Here is a 15,153-nt window from a genome sequence, read left to right on the forward strand (position 1 = left end):
CGATTGATTTTTATAGCCAATAGTTCAGTACACCAACGGCTGCGCTGATAACCAAAATCTTGCGGAGAAAACTGCATGAGCAGCACCAGTAAGGTGACAATCTTGGCGATAGGTAAGACTGGGGCACGGCCAGCCGGTAAGGCTTCTAGCGCATCTATGCCTTCATCTCGATACCACCGAAGCCAACGACCGATGGTCGAGCGCGCAGCGCCGGTAAGGTGATGAACATCGGTGATCGTGCGTCCTTCATGTAACAGCAAGATGGCCATCAAGCGACGAGCATGTTCTTTATCACGGGTGGCATGGATGATTTTGTGAATGCGGCGCCGTTGTGGTCGTGGCAGAGGTGGTAGGATAGGCATCAACTCAGTCCTTTGGGTGTGGCTTGTTTTGTTTGGCGACTAATCAGATCGCACAAACTGGACTGAGTTCCCTTCCTCCGGTGATCTACTATTCGGAACAGCTATTTAGAGATTCATTGAACAAAATGTATCAATATCACTTGAGTAACAAGAATGCTGAAGCTGCGATAACAAGCGGGTTATCTGAATCAGATATAATATTTAAAAACATGATCGATGAATTATCACCTAGAAATTTATGCAAAATACAACAGCGCGATTATGAAAGAAATATAATAGCAGTTATGGCTTTCTTTTTTGAAGCATGTGACATATTTGAAGAGCCACCAGCAAATTATAACTGCGAGGTAACTGAACATGCTTAGCCCACAAAAGCACATCCGACTATCTGAGTCATTTTTAGGATTGGGTGCAAACATTCTAAATTCACTATCTCGCCCCAAGACTCCTGAGCAAATTTATGAAAATCTAAAGAAACTTAATTTGCTCATCAGTCATGATTTTGAGCACATAATATTAACTCTAGACTTTTTGTATGCATGTAAAGCTGTTGAACTCAATGAACAAGGAAAAATAGTGAAATGCAGTTGATTTCTCTAAAAGCAAACAAACCATCTTTCAAAACAGTCTACTTTAATCCAAATGGATTAACTCTAATCATTGGAAAAAGTACATCTACCCACAAAAGCAACACCTATAATGGAGTAGGTAAATCACTACTGCTTCAAATTGTAAGTTTTTGTCTTGGTTCAAATAAAATCGCAGCCTTTGAAAAATATCTGTCGGGATGGGAGTTTACTCTTAGTTTTAAAGTGGGTGACGTCCCATTCACAGTAACTCGTTCAGCAGAAAATCAAAACAAGATTCACTTAAATAACAAAGAGCTGGGACAATCAGCATTTAACTCAGAAATGGAGAAGATACTGGTAGATATACCTAAAGATTCGCCATTCCTTACTTTTAGAACAGTTCTTTCAAGATTTTATCGAACAGGCAGAGGAAGTTATATATCAAGCCTCACAACGTCTAAAGAGCCATCATTTACATCTCTGGTAAACAATGCTTTTTTGCTAGAATTAGATCTAGATTACGTCTATCAAAAACGAAAAACACGTAAACGCTATCAAGAACTAGAGAGTTTCGAGAAGTCATTTAAAAAAGACCCTATCATAAGAGAATATTACGCTGGAGATCTGGATGTTGAATTTGAGATATCTCGTTTAACACAAAATATAAAGAAACTTGAATCCGATATTGACAATTATAATGTTGCAGAAAATTATGCATCAATCCAAATGGAAGCAGATATTTTAGCAGAGCAGTTATCAAAAATAAGAAATAGAATTTATTATTTAAATACTAGCATAAAAAACATTAATCACAGCATATCCTTATATCAGGATATGGATTTAAATAAAGTATACAGCCTTTATGGTGAAATTACGGAGTTCTTTAAAGAAGGTTCTCTAAAAAAACTGGAAGAAGTTACTGAATTCCATAAAAGCATTCATACTAAGCGGAGTGAGCGTTTAGCTAAAGAGCTTAAAACACTATCTATCACTCATGCTGAAGAAGAAAAAAGAAAACATGAATTACAAAAATCTTTTGACGAAAAAATAAAGTTACTATCAAAAAGCAGAGCTCTAGACTTCTTTGCTGCAATAAATGCTCAATTAACAACATTAAAAAATAAATTATCTAAACTACTAGACTATAAAAACATATCTGAACATTCTCAAAAAGAAATGGCTAAAGCCATAAAGGAACTCTCTAATCAAGAATTAACAACAATAGACTATTTGGCGATCTACAAATCGCTAAAACATCCCGTGTATATTGGATTTAGCTCTTTAGCCAATGATTTTTATCCAGGAGCACCGGCAGGAATTTCAATTCAAAACAATGAAGGCAACAATCAAGAACGATTCAAAATAAGTGCAAAAATACAAAATGACGCTTCAGATGGAATTAATGAAGTTAAAATATTTTGCTTTGACTTAAATAATTTAATTAATTCTAAGACACACCGATTTCAAAGTGTTTTTCATGACAGTAGATTATTTAGCGATATAGATCCAAGGCAGCGAGCCATATTATTGCAACGAGCAAACGAATTAACTAAGGCATCCAATAAACAATATATAGCGACGATGAATGAAGATCAGTTGACATCTCTAAAGGATGTTCTTACTCATAAAGAGTATGAGGATATACTTAATACTGTACGTCTTGAACTAAAAGATGATGCACCGACGTCTAAGCTACTCGGTGTTCAGATAGATATGCAGTATGAAAAAGAATAAAATATCTATTTAAAAAACAATAATGCTTGTTAGTGATTTTGATTAACATACAGCCACTCATATAAGCAACTATTAACTTATATATTCCTACGCAACAGACAAAACATATGACAATTAAAATAAACAAGGTGGGGGACGCCCCCACCTGTTTATAAATATTCTTACCAGACAATAAACCTTAGTCATCCCCCCCTACAGCCTTAAAGCAGTAATCAACTCATCCACCAGCTCTTCCACCACTTTACCGGCATTAAGCAGATGGATTTCTGGATTTTCCGGGGCCTCATAGGCCGAATCGATACCGGTAAAATTCGTGATCTCCCCGGCCCGCGCCTTTTTGTAGAGCCCCTTGGGGTCGCGCTCTTCACAGATGGCGAGCGGCGCATCGACAAAGACTTCGACAAACTCCCCTTCGCCCAAGAGATTGCGCACCAGCGCCCGCTCGGCACGAAACGGCGAGATAAAGGCGGTGAGCACGATAAGGCCCGCATCTACCATCAGCTTTGCCACCTCGCCGACCCGGCGGATATTCTCCTGCCGCGCAGCATCATCAAAACCGAGATCGCTGCACAGGCCGTGGCGCACATTGTCGCCATCGAGCAGATAGGTGTGCTTGCCTTGTGCCGCCAGCGCCTGCTCCAGCGCCCCCGCCAGGGTCGATTTGCCCGCCCCGGAGAGCCCGGTAAACCAGATCACCAGCGGCTTTTGCCCTTTCAATTCGGCCCGGCTCTGCTTGTCGACGGCATGCTTGTGCCACACGATATTACTCATCCAACACTCCTTGATTGGCGCTCACGCCTCAAAACTAAAACGGTCCGGCACCACGGGGAGCCGCCTCGGACTATCCGCCGACAACGTGCTGATGCCATGGTATTACTCATCCAACACGCCTTGATTGGCGCTCACGCCTTAAAATGGAAACAGCAGAGGCACCATCACAATCACCCCGAGGCTATAGGCCAGCGAGACCGGCAAGGCCAGCTTGAGGTAGTCCGGCATCTTGTAGTTGCCCGCGGCATAGACCATCAGGTTGGTCTGGTAGCCATAAGGCAGGATAAAGCTGGAGCTAGCCCCGAACAGCACCGCCAGAATAAACGGCATGGTCGAGACATCCATGCTGAGCGCCAGCTGGTAACCCATGGGGAAAGCCAGCGCGGCCGCTGCGTTGTTGCTCATCAGTTCGGTCAGCACCAACGTAAACACATAGATACCGATAAAGGCGATGATGGGGCTGGCACCGTTGAACTCCCCCATCAGCCAGTCGGCGATAAGCTTGGCCAGTCCGCTCTTTTCGAGCTGATCGGCGATGGCGAGCGCCCCGCCCACCACCAGCCAGATATCCAGCGGGAAGCGGCGGCGGATCTCGTCCAGGGTTAGAATGCGGGTGAGCAGCAGCGCCACCAGCATCAACAGCAAACCCTTGAACAGCGGCACCAGATCGAATACCGAGAGCGCCAACACCCCGAGAAAGCCCAGCACCACGGCGGCGCTGCGTTTGCCATCGAGGCGGGTGGAGGCTTCCAGCCCGCTCACCACCACAAACTCCCGCCCCAGCGACTTGTTGCGGGCAAACTGGGGGCCGGGGGCCAGCAGCAGGGTATCACCGGCATGCAGTTCAATCTGGCCGAGGCCGCCGGTAAGCTGGGTTTCGCCGCGGCGTACCGCCAGCACCACCGCATCGAAGTGGGTGCGAAATTCGGCATCCTTGATGGTCTGACCTACCAGCCGCGAGCTGTGGCTGACGATCACCTCCACCAGATGCTGGCCGTTGAGGCGGTGCTGGCCGTAGAGATCCAGCCCCTTCATCTCCTGCAACACGCCGACGCTCTCCACGTCGCCGCAAAACAGCAGCACATCCCCTTCGTGCAGTTCGTGTTCCGGCTGCACTGGGCAGATCACCTGATCGCCGCGAATGATTTCCGCCAGATAGAGGCTTTTCAGGCTGCGCAGGCCGTTCTCCTTGACGCTGCGCCCCGCCAGCGGTGAACCGGCGCCCACCTTGGCTTCGAGAAAGTAGCCGGATTCGCGGCTCATCTCGGTGTCCTGCTCCGGCAGGTGACGGGCAAACAACAGCACGGCCACCAGACCGGTCAGCAAGGTGCCCGCCCCCACCATAAAGAAGTCGAACATGCCGAGCGGCGGCGCTCCCATCTTGATGAGGAAGCTGTTGACGATCAGGTTGGTGGAGGTGCCGATCAGGGTCAGCACCCCGCCGAAGGTGGCCGCGAAGCACATGGGCAGCAGCAGCCGCGACGGTGCATGGTTGGGGTTGCGTTTGACCGCTCCCAGCATGGAGGCCACCACGGCAGTGTTATTGACGAAGGCCGACAGGAAGGCGGTGGAGAACCACACCTTCACCAGCACCTTGTTGAATGAACCCGTGCCCACCAGATTGGCGAACCAGCTCATGATGCGGGTCTTCTCCACCGCCAGCGACACCAGCAGCAACAGCACCAGGGTCAGCAGGGCACTGTTGGTGTAGCCCGCCACCACGGCGTTGATATCCGCCAGCCCGCTCAGGTAGGTGATGAGCACGGCGCCCGAGAAGAGCAGCGCCGGGCGGAGTTTGCCCTGGATCAGCAGGGCCACGAGAGCAGCCAGCAGACCCAGCACCAGGAATTGTTGCCAGGTCATGGGCTTACTCCTTGCTTGTGTCGTTACCAATGGCAAGGGCTTGCCAGTGCGGGAAGTGCTTGCGCACCAGGGCGTTGAGCTCGATCTCAAACTCGCTGTAGTGCCCTTTTACCGCTTTGGCGGCCAAGCCTTCCACTATCATGCCGGCGCCGACGGTGACGTTGGTCAGCCGGTCGATCAGGATAAAGCTGCCGGTGTCGCGGATCTCCTGATACGGGTCGAACGCCACCGGGTCGGTGAGGCTCAGCTCGCACAGGCCGATCTCGTTGAGCTTGAGTTCGCTGGCGGGCAGCTCGTCGAGCTTGTTGATCTCGATGCGGTGGCGGATGGCCTCCACCTGACCGCGACTCTTCTTGGTGGCCAGCTTGACGTCGTAGACCCGGCCCGGTTGCAGGGACTCCTCCCCCATCCAGACGATATGGGCCAGCACATTCTGGGTCACTTGCGGACGGTTGGCGGCATCCACCAGCAGGTCGCCGCGGCTGATGTCGATTTCATCGGCGAAGGTGACTGTGATGGCCTGACCCGGCAGGGCGTACTCCAGATCGCCATCGAAGGTGACGATGCGAGTCACCGTGCTCTCCTTGCCCGACGGCAACACAGCAAGCCGGTCGCCCACCCGCAGAATGCCGGAGGCGAGCGTCCCCGCGAAGCCGCGAAAATCGAGGTTGGGGCGATTCACATACTGCACCGGCAGGCGCACCGGATGGCGTTCCAGCTCGCGCTCAACCTCGGCAGACTCCAGCAGCGCAAGCAGGGTTTCACCCTGATACCAAGCCAGCTTGTCGCTTGGGTTGACCACGTTGTCACCGTCCAGCGCCGAGACCGGCACGATATGGATGGTGTCGACGCTGAGCTTCTTGGCGAACTCACGGTAGTCTGCACTGATGCGCTCGAACACCTCCTGACTGAACTCCACCAGATCCATCTTGTTGACCGCCACCACGAACTGCTTGATGCCAAGCAGGCTCGCAATAAAGCTGTGGCGACGGGTCTGATCCAGCACGCCTTTGCGGGCGTCGATCAGGATGATGGCCAGATCGCAGGTGGAGGCGCCGGTGGCCATGTTGCGGGTGTACTGCTCGTGGCCCGGGGTATCCGAGATGATGAATTTGCGCTTGGCAGTGGAGAAATAGCGGTAGGCCACGTCGATGGTGATGCCCTGCTCGCGCTCCGCTTGCAGGCCGTCTACCAGCAGTGCCAGGTCCAGCTTCTCGCCGGTGGTGCCGAGTTTCTGGCTGTCGGACTCCAGCGCTTTGAGCTGATCTTCATAAATCTGCTGGGAGTCGTGCAGCAGGCGACCGATAAGGGTGCTCTTGCCGTCATCCACGCTGCCGCAGGTGAGAAAACGCAGCAGACTCTTGTGCTGCTGGGCGTGCAGATAGGCTTCGATGCCCTGTTCGGTGATGGCGGTCTGAATATGGCTGTTCATGCTGACGACTCCTTAGAAATATCCCTGACGCTTCTTCTGCTCCATGGAGCCGGCCTGATCGTGGTCAATCAGCCGCCCTTGCCGCTCGCTCGAAGTGGTGAGCAGCATCTCTTCAATAATTTCCGGCAAGGTGGTGGCATCGGATTCGATGGCCCCGGTCAGCGGGTAGCAGCCGAGAGTACGGAAGCGCACCAGCTCCTGCTTCACTTCATCCTCGGCGGTCAGCGGCATGCGCTCGTCATCCACCATGATCTTGATGCCGTTGCGCTCCACCACCGGACGCATGGCCGCGAAGTAGAGCGGCACTATGTCGATGTTTTCCAGATAGATGTATTGCCAGATATCCAGTTCGGTCCAGTTGGAGAGCGGGAACACCCGGATACTCTCCCCCTTGTTGACCTGGCTGTTGTAGACGCGCCACAGCTCGGGGCGCTGGTTCTTCGGATCCCAGCGGTGGGACTTGTCACGGAAGGAGTAGACCCGCTCCTTGGCACGAGACTTCTCTTCGTCGCGGCGGGCGCCACCGAAGGCGGCATCGAAGCCATATTTGTTGAGCGCCTGCTTGAGCCCCTCTGTCTTCATGATGTCGGTATGCTTGCCGCTGCCGTGGACGAAGGGGTTGATGCCCATGGCGAGCCCTTCCGGGTTCTTGTGGACGATGAGATCCAGCCCGTACTTCCTGGCGGTCTCGTCGCGGAATTTGATCATCTCCTTGAACTTCCAGTCGGTGTCGACGTGCAGCAAGGGGAACGGGATCTTGCCCGGATAGAAGGCCTTGCGGGCCAGGTGCAGCATGACGGAGGAGTCCTTGCCGATGGAGTACATCATCACCGGGTTTTCAAATTCGGCAGCCACCTCGCGGATGATATGGATGCTCTCGGCTTCCAGCTGCTGCAAGTGCGTCAATCTTTCACGGTCCATGTTGGTCCTCGGGTCATTGCTTATGCGCCTGCTCAAGGCGCTGGGTGGTTCAGTGCGCGGCCGCGCTGGCAGCCGCATCAAATATCTCTTTTTGGGTCAGGCCAGCTGCACCAGCTTGAGGTCGCAGCCATCGAGATCCGGGTTAGCGCGCAGCTGCTCGCCGCCCTTTTCCCCAAACCAGGCGAGCCGATCGCGCAGGGCAACCACTTCGCCGATGACGATAAGCGACGGGCTTACCGCCTGTTTGGCCAGCTCGGCCAGATCAGCCAAGGTGCCGGTCAGCACCCGCTGGCGGGATGTGGTGCCGCGCTCGATGATGGCGATGGGGGTGGCTTGGCTTCGGCCGTGATCCACCAACTGCTGCTGGATATGCTCGGAGCGCATCAGCCCCATGTAGATGACCAGAGTCTGACTGGTGGCGGCGAGCTGCTGCCAGTCGGGCTCCTTGCCCTCTTTTTGGCAGTGGCCGGTAATAAAGACGGCGCTCTGGGCGTAATCACGGTGAGTGAGCGGAATGCCGGCATAGGCGGTGGCACCGGCGGCAGCCGTGATGCCGGGCACCACAGAGAAGGGAATACCTTCGTCGGCCAGCACTTCCAGCTCCTCGCCACCCCGGCCAAACATAAAGGGATCGCCTCCTTTCAGCCGCACCACCCGATTGCCCGCCTTGGCGTATTCCACCAGCAGGCGATTGGTCTCCTCCTGCGGCACGCTGTGGGCGCCCGCCTTCTTGCCAACCGACACCAGAGTGGCATCGCGGCGCACCAGATCGAGGATCTCGGCAGAAACCAGCTGGTCGTAGAGCACCACTTCAGCCTGTTGAATCTGTTGCAGCGCCTTGAGGGTCAAGAGGCCCGGGTCACCGGGGCCCGCCCCCACCAAGACCACCTCGCCCACTTCGCTTTTCGCCTGGTCGAGACCATCGCTCAGCCACTGCTCGGCACCTTGCCAGTCCTCTTTCTCAATCAGGCTGGCGAGAGTGTTGGAGGCAAAAGCGCGCTCCCAGAAGCGGCGGCGATCGGAAATCGATGAGAACACCCGCTTCGCCTTGTCACGGACCCGGCCGGAGAGCTCGGTCAGCCCGCCAAGATGGCGCGGCAGCAGGCTCTCCAACCGCTCGCGCAGCAGGCGCACCAGTACCGGCGCCTTGCCGCCGCTGGAGACCGCCACCATCAGCGGCGAGCGATCGATGATCGATGGGAAGATAAAGCTGGAGCGCTTGGGGTCATCCACCACGTTGACGAACAGACCCAGCTGGTTGGCACTCTGATAAACCAGCGCATTGACTTCGAGGTTGTCGGTCGCCGCCACCACCAAAATCTGACCAGCCAGATGGGCCGGGGTGAAGCGCTCCGCCAGATGGGTGAAACGACCGGTGAATTCCGCAAATTCCGGTTCAAGCTCCGGGGAGACCAGGGTCAGCCGGGCACCGGCCGCCAGCAGCAGGCGCGCCTTGCGCAGGGCAACCTCGCCCCCGCCCACCAGCAGTACCGGGCGGCCTTCCAACTTGGCAAACATAGGTAAATAATCCATTTCGGCCCATCCCTCGGAACACGACTAATATGGGGCGACTATAGGCAGGGCAGCTTATCCCTCAAAATAATAAAAAATGCTTTTTAATGCGTTTTGGTAATTAGCAAAGCCAATTCATGACAAAGGCGTACAAAGTCACTTGTGGTACCTGACGCCAGACCATAGGCTAGGGACTGTGTTTCATAAGGAGCTAAATGATGAATGAATCATTGATTGTGCTAGGGATTTTCGTGTTCCTGGTGCTCGCCACCCTGAGCGCGGGCATCAAGATAGTGCCCCAGGGCTACAACTGGACGGTGGAGCGCTTCGGCCGCTACACCCGCACCCTGACCCCGGGCCTCAACCTGTTGATCCCCTACGTGGATCGGGTCGGCCACAAGATCATCATGATGGAGCAGGTGCTGGATATCCCGGCACAAGAGGTGATCTCCCGCGATAACGCCAACGTCACCATCGACGCCATCAGCTTTGTGCAGGTGGTGGATGCCCGTAAAGCGGGTTACGAGGTCAACGATCTCACCAGCGCTATCCGCAATCTCACCATGACCAATATGCGCACCGTGCTCGGCGCCATGGAACTGGACGAGATGCTCTCCCAGCGCGACACCATCAACGAGAAGCTGCTGCGCACCATGGATGCCGCCACCGCCCCCTGGGGCATCAAGGTGACCCGCATCGAGATTAAAGATGTGCGCCCGCCGCTGGCACTGGTCGAAGCGATGAACGCCCAGATGAAGGCCGAGCGCCAGAAACGGGCCGAGGTACTGGAAGCCGAAGGGGTGCGCCAGTCCAAGATCCTGAAAGCGGAAGGGGAGAAGCAGTCCCAAATCCTCAAAGCCGAAGGTGAGCGTCAGGCCGCCTTCCTCGCCGCCGAAGCGCGGGAGCGGGCAGCCGAGGCGGAAGCCAAGGCGACTCATATGGTCTCCCAGGCGATTGCGGAAGGAGACCTGCAGGCCATCAACTACTTCGTGGCTCAGAAGTACACCGAGGCACTGGCCCGCATCGGTGAAGGCCCCAACAGCAAGATCATCATGATGCCGCTGGAAGCGGGCAGCCTGATTGGCTCTGTGGCTGGCATGGCCGAGCTGTTCAACAAAGATGGCAAGGGCAGCAAGTCATGACAGCCCTGTTAGAGGGGCTGACCCACTGGCACTGGCTGGGGCTCGGCTTCATTCTGCTGGCCATCGAGGTGCTCGGCTCGGTGGGCTTCTTGCTCTGGACCGGCATCGCCGCGCTGGAAGTGGGCCTGCTGCTGCTGATCTGGCCCTTTGGCTGGCAGGCGCAGTTGCTGCTGTTTGCGGTGCAATCCCTGCTCACCACCTGGGTCTGGTGGCACTGGCAACACCAGCGTGACAACTCGGGTCAGGATGCCGCCAGCACCATCAACGAGCGGATGCAGAGCTATATGGGCCGCGAGCTGACCCTGCTGGATGATGTCACCCAAGGCACCAGTCGGGTGCATCTGGACGATACGGTCTGGACGGTGCGCTGCGACGAGTCGCTGCCAGCAGGCAGCAAGGTCAGGGTGGTGGGGGCCGACTCCCATATCCTGCTGGTTGAACCCCGCAACTGACGCAACTCTGCCATCGAGCCATAAAAAAGCCCGCGATCGCTCGCGGGCTTTTGTCTCTCTGGCGGCCACTCAGGTACGCAACCGATCGAGCTGACTGGCGAGCGCCGTGGCCGCTTGCTCCAGCGCTTCGCTCAGCTGATGGCTGGAGCTGGCCTCCTGCCCGATCACGTTGGCGGTATCGCCAATCCGCATCAGGTTCTGGTTGATGGTATCGCTCACCGCACTCTGCTGCTCGGCGGCGGTAGCTACCTGACTGATGTGGTCGTGGATCTGCTGGATCTGCGCCACCACCCGATTGAGCGCCTCGAACGCCTGCTCGGTACCCTGCACCGTGGTGGTGGAGCGCTCGATGCCGGTATTCATCAGACGCTGACTGCTGCTCACCTCGGTCTGCAAGCTGCCAATCAGCTGACCAATCTCATCAGTCGATTCACGAGTTTTGGTCGCCAGCGCCCGCACCTCGTCCGCCACCACCGCAAAGCCACGCCCCATGTCACCCGCCCGCGCCGCTTCGATGGCGGCGTTGAGGGCCAGCAAGTTGGTTTGCTCGGCAATGGCGCGGATCACATCGAGGATCCGGCTGATATTGGTGCTGCGCTGGGCCACCAGCGCCACCGCCTTGTCCGCCTCATGCATATCGCCGACCAGAGTATGGATCTCGTTGCGGGCATTGCTGAGGGTCTGCTGGGCGGTATTGATGTGGTGGGTCGCCGCTTCCGACTCCTGCGCCGCCTGCTCGGCATAACCTGCCACGCTGACTGCCGTGGTGCTCATCTGGTGCATGGCGCTCACCACGCTCTCCAGCTCCAGATTCTGCTCGTCCAGACTATTGCGCATGGTGTCAGCGGTATGTTTCATCTCCCGCGCCTGCTGGTAGACCTGCTGACCAATCCCCTTGCTCATTTGCACCATGCCCCGCAGCTTGCCGAGGAAGGCATTGAGCTGGGCGCCCAGATCGATCAGCTCCTGATGGGTGTCGATCTCCATCTGCTGGGTCAGGTCCCCCTCGTTGCTGGAGAGATGGCCCACATGGCGGCTGATAAGAGAAAGTGGCGCTGTGATGGTCTGAATAAACCAGACCAGCAAGCCCAGCACCAGCAAAGTGATCCCGCCCATGGCGATGATCTGCTGCCGCTGGGCATCCACCAGCAGGGTGCCCAGTTCATTGCTGATGGCGTGCGCCTTGCTCAGCGCCAGCGCCTTGGGCACCTTGATCATCAACCACCATTGGGTATTGGCTGCCTCAACACGAATGGGCTGATGAAGAATAAAGTCACTGTCGCTGCTGACCGGCTGACCGTCAGGCAGGGTCAGGCCCACCTCCTTGAGTGGACGGCCCAGCTTGTCGGCATAGCGGTTGCTGCCCACAATCAGCCCCATCTTGCTGACCAGGGTCACATCCGCCTTGTTGTCATAGAGGCTCTTGCCAAGGTTTTCAGCCAGTTGCTGGAAGATGGGCAGGTTCATATCCACCCCGGCCAGCCCGACAAACTTGCCGTCACGCAGCACGGGCACCGTCAGACTAGTCATCAGCATCTTGTTGCCCGGGCTGATTTCGTAGAGGTAGGGCTCCATCAGACAGGGCTGGCGGGTATCGCGACCACAGAGATACCACTCGCTGTTGCGAATGCCGAACTCGTTGAGGGAGGTATCAAACTTGGCCTCGCTGGCGGCGGCGTCCACCGCTTGCTGAGCGACGGCCCCTCCCTGATCCTTGGTGAAATAGACCTCCAGACTCCCCTTGCCTGCCACCGAGTGGCTGGCCCCGCCCAGCCAGTTGCCATCCTCACCATCATAGCCGTCCGGTTCAAACTGGGCGTAGATGGAGCTGATCCCGCTCGCCTGCTGCAGGCTGCTGCCGAGCAGAGACTCCACTTGGGGTCGCGACAAGCGCAGTTCCGGCTTGGCCATACCGGCTTCAATCTGGGCGGTCACGGTCAGGGGGATCTGATAGGAGTTCTGCATCAGCGAGGCAATCTGGATGGCATAGCGCTCTGCCTGATACTGCAGGCTGCGGGAGACCTCCTCTTCCAATGCATCGCTGGTCTGGGTCATCACCATGTTGCGAAGGGAGCTGAAAGAGGCTGATTGCAACAGGGTCATGGCCAGCCCGGTCAGCAGAAAGAGCCCCATGGTAAGGCACAACAGCTTGAACTTGAGGGAACGTTGCTTCATGCGACAACTCCTTATGGCAGAATAACAACGAATTACTTGAGTATATTCGCCCACTTGCGCTTCACCCGATTTGTTGATGGGTTTGTGGCAGGCTTCTGGTTATAATTTTTGCCTTCCCGAGCGTTGATGGAACAGTCGCAATGAGCAATGCACTGAGCAGTGTCCCGCCGGTAGTCGCGATGGACTACCCCTTTCCGGCCAAACCTCTTCCCCTGAGTGCCGAGCAGAGAACGACCTTGACCACAGAAATCAAGGCGCTGCTCAAGGAGCGCAAAGCGGTACTGGTCGCCCACTACTACACGGATCCCGAGATCCAGGCGCTGGCCGAAGCCACCGGCGGTTTCGTCGGTGACTCGCTGGAGATGGCCCGCTTTGGCCGCGATCATGAGGCACAAACCCTGATCGTCGCCGGGGTGCGCTTTATGGGGGAAACCTCCAAGATCCTGAGCCCCCACAAACGGGTGCTGATGCCGACTCTGGAGGCCGAATGCTCCCTCGATCTGGGCTGTCCCATCGAGCAGTTCTCCGCCTTCTGCGATGCCAATCCCGACCACACCGTGGTGGTCTATGCCAATACCTCGGCGGCGGTCAAAGCACGGGCTGACTGGGTCGTTACCTCCAGCATCGCGCTCGAGATCGTCGAACACCTCGACAGTCTGGGTCACAAGATCATCTGGGGCCCGGATCGTCATCTGGGTGCCTATATCGAGAAGAAGACCGGGGCGCAGATGCTGCGCTGGCAGGGCCACTGCATCGTCCACGACGAGTTCAAGGCCCGTGCCCTGCGCGAGCTGAAAGAGCAGAATCCGGACGCCGCCGTGCTGGTTCATCCGGAATCCCCCGCCTCGGTGATCGAGCTGGCCGATGCGGTGGGATCCACCAGTCAGCTGATCAAGGCAGCCAAGGAGCTGCCCCAGCAGAAGCTGATCGTGGCGACCGATCGGGGCATCTTCTACAAGATGCAGCAGGCTTGTCCGGAGAAAGAGATGGTGGAAGCCCCGACCGGTGGCGATGGCGCTACCTGCCGCAGCTGCGCCCATTGCCCCTGGATGGCGATGAACGGTCTGGTGGCGATCAAGGAGGCCCTCACCGATGGTGCCGAGCGCCACGAGATCCATGTCGACGAAGATCTACGGGTCAAAGCCTTGATCCCCCTCGACCGGATGCTCAATTTCGCCGCCGAACTCAAGCTCAAGACTCAGGGCAACGCCTGATTGTCGCCGTCACGAGATGCAAAGAGGGCTCCCGCGGGAGCCCTCTTTATTTATCTGAGCCTCATCCTGCTCAGATGATTACGGTGGAGAGACTGTGCTCTTCATCCGGCGCAACGGTCACACCCGCCTCGCCAGCGATGGCTGCTTCGACGCAGAGCATGGTGCGATAGCCATCGTCGCTCATGTCGGCCATGGCGGTGGCCCCTTCCAGCCAGGGGGTCCAGACCACCACGCTGTCGTGGTTGCCACTGACAACCCGGGTCTCGCGCTCACCATCCTGCACGCTCACCAACGCCTCTGGCTGCCAGTAGACCCGATCCAGCGGCCCGCTCAGGGTCAATGCACCCTGCTGCTTGGCATCCTGCCCGGTCAGCTTGTCGGCATAGGGCTCGCCCAGACCGGTGACGCTAACCGCTTCCGGCGCACTGATTTGCAAATAGGTATGCAGCGCACCGCTATAAGTCAGCGGCTGGCTACCGGTGTTGCGAGTGGTCAGCACCAGCGAAAGCTCTTTGCCCACCAGCACGTCCAGTTCCAGCTCGAAGGGGTGATCCCACAGGGCGCGGGTCGCATCGCTGTCGCGCAGGGAGAGATGAACAAGCGTGCCGTCAGCGTGATCGGAAACCCCGTCTAGCATCCAGAGGGTGGTACGGGCAAAACCGTGGGAGGGCTTGCCGCTACCAACGCGGGCGGGCGCCGGGCCAAACCATGGCCAGCAGATCGGGATACCACCGCGAACAGGCTTGCTGCCATCCAGCACCGCCTTGTCGCTCAGCCAGATGGAGGCTGGCTCGCCATGGCGCTGATAGCTCAGCACATGGGCGCCAAACAGGCTGATTTCTGCCTTGGCATAGTCGTTGTTGATGGTGAGAACCGGCAGACCGGCCGCATTGTTGGCAAGCTTGCAATTGGCTGTCAGGGGACGAATGGATTGCATGTGGACTCCTGTCATCAGGGGAAACCGAAAAACAAAAAGGCGGCCAATGGCCGCCTTTTTCAAGCTACG

The 15,153-nt window shown here is 56.2% G+C and carries 13 protein-coding genes; 5 read left to right on the forward strand and 8 right to left on the reverse strand.

Annotated elements, in window-relative coordinates:
* The coding region (locus AB5Y67_RS01370) for a helix-turn-helix domain-containing protein (protein WP_368207560.1) at positions 1–362 on the reverse strand (362 nt) is incomplete at its 3' end.
* 357 nt (positions 363–719) lie between these two features.
* Between AB5Y67_RS01370 and AB5Y67_RS01375 the strand changes: the two genes are divergently transcribed.
* Positions 720–953 carry an ABC-three component system middle component 6 gene (locus tag AB5Y67_RS01375; RefSeq protein WP_368207561.1) on the forward strand — a complete coding sequence of 78 codons (234 nt, stop codon included), beginning with the start codon at positions 720–722 and terminating at the stop codon, positions 951–953.
* Positions 944–2,665, forward strand: coding sequence for a DUF2326 domain-containing protein (locus tag AB5Y67_RS01380; protein WP_325794066.1), 1,722 nt, complete (start codon positions 944–946; stop codon positions 2,663–2,665). The genes AB5Y67_RS01375 and AB5Y67_RS01380 overlap by 10 nt, the downstream gene beginning before the upstream one ends.
* 192 nt (positions 2,666–2,857) lie before the next feature.
* Here the strand turns inward: AB5Y67_RS01380 and cysC are convergent, their stop codons facing one another.
* The 5 genes from cysC to cysG form a co-directional block, all read right to left on the reverse strand.
* Positions 2,858–3,436, reverse strand: a complete 579-nt coding sequence (gene cysC, locus AB5Y67_RS01385) for an adenylyl-sulfate kinase (RefSeq protein ID WP_199427615.1) — start codon at positions 3,434–3,436, stop codon at positions 2,858–2,860.
* Positions 3,437–3,574: 138 nt separating this feature from the next.
* Positions 3,575–5,299: an SLC13 family permease gene (locus AB5Y67_RS01390; RefSeq protein WP_005362933.1), complete on the reverse strand. Its 1,725-nt coding sequence runs from the start codon at positions 5,297–5,299 to the stop codon at positions 3,575–3,577.
* 4 nt (positions 5,300–5,303) lie between these two features.
* Positions 5,304–6,731 carry a sulfate adenylyltransferase subunit CysN gene (cysN, locus tag AB5Y67_RS01395; RefSeq protein WP_149152204.1) on the reverse strand — a complete coding sequence of 476 codons (1,428 nt, stop codon included), beginning with the start codon at positions 6,729–6,731 and terminating at the stop codon, positions 5,304–5,306.
* Between the two features lie 12 nt (positions 6,732–6,743).
* A complete protein-coding gene (cysD, locus tag AB5Y67_RS01400; protein WP_265177009.1) occupies positions 6,744–7,730 on the reverse strand; it encodes a sulfate adenylyltransferase subunit CysD in 987 nt (328 codons plus the stop codon).
* An 18-nt stretch (positions 7,731–7,748) separates the two neighbouring features.
* The gene (gene cysG / locus AB5Y67_RS01405) at positions 7,749–9,185 is read right to left on the reverse strand and encodes a siroheme synthase CysG (RefSeq protein WP_199427614.1); all 1,437 of its coding nucleotides are present in this window, start codon (positions 9,183–9,185) and stop codon (positions 7,749–7,751) included.
* Positions 9,186–9,382: 197 nt separating this feature from the next.
* Here cysG and AB5Y67_RS01410 point away from each other — a divergent pair, with 197 nt between their 5' ends.
* Positions 9,383–10,306: an SPFH domain-containing protein gene (locus AB5Y67_RS01410; protein ID WP_005335703.1), complete on the forward strand. Its 924-nt coding sequence runs from the start codon at positions 9,383–9,385 to the stop codon at positions 10,304–10,306.
* Positions 10,303–10,758, forward strand: coding sequence for an NfeD family protein (locus AB5Y67_RS01415; RefSeq protein WP_199427613.1), 456 nt, complete (start codon positions 10,303–10,305; stop codon positions 10,756–10,758). The genes AB5Y67_RS01410 and AB5Y67_RS01415 overlap by 4 nt, the downstream gene beginning before the upstream one ends.
* 69 nt (positions 10,759–10,827) lie before the next feature.
* Here AB5Y67_RS01415 and AB5Y67_RS01420 read toward each other — a convergent pair whose 3' ends face one another.
* Complete coding sequence (locus AB5Y67_RS01420; protein ID WP_069529715.1) at positions 10,828–12,933, reverse strand: methyl-accepting chemotaxis protein; 2,106 nt, start codon at positions 12,931–12,933, stop codon at positions 10,828–10,830.
* A gap of 140 nt (positions 12,934–13,073) precedes the next feature.
* Between AB5Y67_RS01420 and nadA the strand changes: the two genes are divergently transcribed.
* Positions 13,074–14,147, forward strand: a complete 1,074-nt coding sequence (gene nadA, locus AB5Y67_RS01425; RefSeq protein WP_005335706.1) for a quinolinate synthase NadA — start codon at positions 13,074–13,076, stop codon at positions 14,145–14,147.
* Positions 14,148–14,217: 70 nt separating this feature from the next.
* On the opposite strand, the gene AB5Y67_RS01430 is transcribed toward nadA, so the two are convergent.
* Positions 14,218–15,084, reverse strand: coding sequence for a D-hexose-6-phosphate mutarotase (locus tag AB5Y67_RS01430; protein WP_139406780.1), 867 nt, complete (start codon positions 15,082–15,084; stop codon positions 14,218–14,220).
* Positions 15,085–15,153: the final 69 nt, after the last annotated feature.

It is taken from the genome of Aeromonas sp. s12, from assembly GCF_040907925.1.
Classification (GTDB): domain Bacteria; phylum Pseudomonadota; class Gammaproteobacteria; order Enterobacterales; family Aeromonadaceae; genus Aeromonas; species Aeromonas veronii.

Coding starts and splice junctions, on each gene's coding strand:
- AB5Y67_RS01375 (WP_368207561.1), top strand. CDS start 720: ATGCTTAGCCCACAAAAGCACATCCGACTATCTGAGTCATTTTTAGGA.
- AB5Y67_RS01380 (WP_325794066.1), top strand. CDS start 944: ATGCAGTTGATTTCTCTAAAAGCAAACAAACCATCTTTCAAAACAGTC.
- cysC (WP_199427615.1), bottom strand. CDS start 3,436: ATGAGTAATATCGTGTGGCACAAGCATGCCGTCGACAAGCAGAGCCGG.
- AB5Y67_RS01390 (WP_005362933.1), bottom strand. CDS start 5,299: ATGACCTGGCAACAATTCCTGGTGCTGGGTCTGCTGGCTGCTCTCGTG.
- cysN (WP_149152204.1), bottom strand. CDS start 6,731: ATGAACAGCCATATTCAGACCGCCATCACCGAACAGGGCATCGAAGCC.
- cysD (WP_265177009.1), bottom strand. CDS start 7,730: ATGCGGCTGCCAGCGCGGCCGCGCACTGAACCACCCAGCGCCTTGAGC.
- cysG (WP_199427614.1), bottom strand. CDS start 9,185: ATGGATTATTTACCTATGTTTGCCAAGTTGGAAGGCCGCCCGGTACTG.
- AB5Y67_RS01410 (WP_005335703.1), top strand. CDS start 9,383: ATGAATGAATCATTGATTGTGCTAGGGATTTTCGTGTTCCTGGTGCTC.
- AB5Y67_RS01415 (WP_199427613.1), top strand. CDS start 10,303: ATGACAGCCCTGTTAGAGGGGCTGACCCACTGGCACTGGCTGGGGCTC.
- AB5Y67_RS01420 (WP_069529715.1), bottom strand. CDS start 12,933: ATGAAGCAACGTTCCCTCAAGTTCAAGCTGTTGTGCCTTACCATGGGG.
- nadA (WP_005335706.1), top strand. CDS start 13,074: ATGAGCAATGCACTGAGCAGTGTCCCGCCGGTAGTCGCGATGGACTAC.
- AB5Y67_RS01430 (WP_139406780.1), bottom strand. CDS start 15,084: ATGCAATCCATTCGTCCCCTGACAGCCAATTGCAAGCTTGCCAACAAT.